Annotated in this window: 3 protein-coding genes; all 3 read left to right on the forward strand. The window is 61.8% G+C overall.

From position 1 onward, the window contains the following. On the forward strand, positions 1–145 hold a 145-nt coding region (locus A2J01_RS18560), incomplete at its 5' end, for a nitroreductase/quinone reductase family protein (RefSeq protein WP_156519310.1). Between the two features lie 97 nt (positions 146–242). Next, a complete protein-coding gene (locus A2J01_RS18565; RefSeq protein WP_064113285.1) occupies positions 243–2,018 on the forward strand; it encodes a pyruvate dehydrogenase in 1,776 nt (591 codons plus the stop codon). A 78-nt stretch (positions 2,019–2,096) separates the two neighbouring features. Continuing rightward, on the forward strand, positions 2,097–2,455 hold a 359-nt coding region (locus tag A2J01_RS18570), incomplete at its 3' end, for a pyridoxal-phosphate dependent enzyme (protein WP_156519311.1).

The following is a 2,455-nucleotide window of genomic DNA, read 5'->3' on the forward strand; positions in this document are numbered from 1 at the left end:
GGTCTTCGACCTGGTTGCTCGGGAAGTCACCGGCGACGAGAAGGCGGTCTGGTGGGAGCGCGCTGTCGCTGCGTACCCCGACTACGCCGATTATCAGACGAAGACCGATCGTGAGATTCCGGTGTTCGTGCTCGAACCCAAGTAACCCCGCATTCCACAAGAAGCGCTGCATCAATCACAAGTAAATCGTCACTCCCGGGGGTCGGCGATCCCGACTCCCGTGAGTGTGTCATGGAGGTCTGATGAGTCCGAAAACCGTTGCAGATCAATTGGTTCAGCAGCTCGTTGACGCGGGTGTCAGTCGGATCTACGGCATTGTCGGTGACAGTCTCAATCCCATCGTCGATGCGGTTCGTCGCACCGGTGGTTCCGAGAAGGGCGGAATCGATTGGATACACGTCCGGCATGAGGAAGCAGCCGCCTTTGCGGCCGCAGCGGATGCCCAGATCACCGGAAAACTCGCAGTGTGTGCCGGATCCTGCGGTCCCGGAAACCTTCACCTGATCAACGGCCTGTACGACGCTCATCGTTCGGGCGCGCCGGTCCTCGCGATCGCCTCGCACATCCCCAGCGCCCAGATCGGAATGGGCTACTTTCAGGAAACGCATCCCGAGCGGATCTTCATCGAATGTTCGAGTTACACCGAACTCGTCAGCACCCCAGTGCAATCACCACGCGTGGTGCAGTCGGCGATTCAGCATTCGGTGGCTCGAAACGGCGTCTCGGTGATCGTGCTTCCCGGGGACATCGCCGACTGCCCGGCAGAAGGCACCCCGCCGACGCTCGTCGAAACCCGAAGGCCGACAGTCGTTCCGGATGCCGGTGACGTCAAGGCGTTGGCAGATGTGATCAACGGCTCGCGTAAGGTTGCGATCTTTGCCGGCGCGGGGGTGCGAGATGCGCGCGCGGAGGTTCTGGCGTTGGCCGAAACCGTCGGCGCTCCCATCGGGCATTCACTGCGTGGCAAGGAATGGATCCAGTACGACAATCCATACGACGTCGGGATGACCGGATTGCTCGGTTACGGTGCGGCGCACGACGGTATCCACGGCGCCGATCTCCTGCTCCTGATCGGTACGGACTTTCCCTGCGATCAGTTCTTGCCCGACGACGTTCGCACTGCTCAGATCGACATCGCGGCCGAGCGGTTGGGGCGTCGAACCAGCCTGGACCTGGCTGTGCACGGCGACGTCGCGAGCACCTTGAATGCACTGATTCCGCAGCTCGATCGAAAGACCGACCGCGGGTTCCTGGAGGACACGCTCGCCAAGCACAACACTCTGATGACCAAAGTGGTTGGTGCATACACGGATCCGGTCAAGCAGCGCACGCCGATTCACCCCGAGTATGCGGCCTCGATCTTGGACGATCTGGCAGCCGGCGACGCAATCTTCACCGCCGACACCGGGATGTGCAACGTGTGGACGGCGCGCTATCTCAATCCGAACGGATCGAGACGCTTCATCTCCTCGGCGCTGCACGGATCGATGTCCAATGCGCTCCCACACGCGATGGGTGCTGCATGGTCGAGTCCGGGGCGTCAGGTCATCTCGGTGTCGGGCGACGGTGGATTGTCGATGCTGCTCGGTGAGTTGGTCACCGTCGCGATGTACAAGTTGCCGGTCAAGATCGTGGTGTTCAACAACTCGACGCTCGGAATGGTCAAGCTCGAGATGCTGGTCGACGGCCTTCCGGATTTCGGGGTCGACGTGCCCGCGGTCGACTACGCGGCGGTTGCTGCTGCGCTCGGTATCTTCTCGCGCCGAATCGAGAATCCCGCGGACATCGAAGCGGGCCTACGCGCCGCGCTCGATCATGACGGTCCAGCCTTGGTGGATCTGGTGACCGATCCGTTGGCATTGTCGTTGCCGCCCACCATCACCGGTGGTCAGATGAAGGGCTTCGCTTTGGCGATGTCGAAGATGGTGATGAACGGCGGCGTCGGCGAGGCAGTACAGATGGCCAAGTCGAATCTGCGGAACGTGCCACGTCCCTCACAGTTGGATCCGCGCGGCTGACCTACCGCCACCCTGCCTCCCAGACCATGCGGGGCGGGGTGGTGGGAAGGTTGATCTCCGACGTGCGAAAATGGCGGGGTGTCTAACTCGCCCGATGTCGTAGTAACGAAGTCCACCGTCCCCGCGCTCGACGCGCAGGAGATCGACGCGGCCATCGAGCGAATTCAGCATGTCATTGCGGCGACACCCCTGCAGTACAGCGATCGTCTTTCGGCGTTGACCGGGGCACACGTGTATCTCAAGCGTGAGGACCTCCAGGGCGTTCGTTCGTACAAGATTCGTGGCGCGTACAACCTGATCGCTCAGCTCAACGAGGCCGAACGCGGTGCCGGCGTGGTGACTGCCAGTGCCGGTAACCATGCGCAGGGTGTTGCTTTCGCGTGCCGAACGATGCAGATCAAGGGTCGGATCTACGTTCCGGCCAATACCCCCAAGCA

Origin of the sequence: Rhodococcus sp. EPR-134 (assembly GCF_001647205.1) — a bacterium.
Classification (GTDB): Bacteria; Actinomycetota; Actinomycetes; order Mycobacteriales; family Mycobacteriaceae; genus Rhodococcus_F; species Rhodococcus_F qingshengii.

Excerpts from the sequence above, each read along its gene's own strand:
- A2J01_RS18565 (WP_064113285.1), top strand. The coding sequence starts at position 243 with ATGAGTCCGAAAACCGTTGCAGATCAATTGGTTCAGCAGCTCGTTGAC.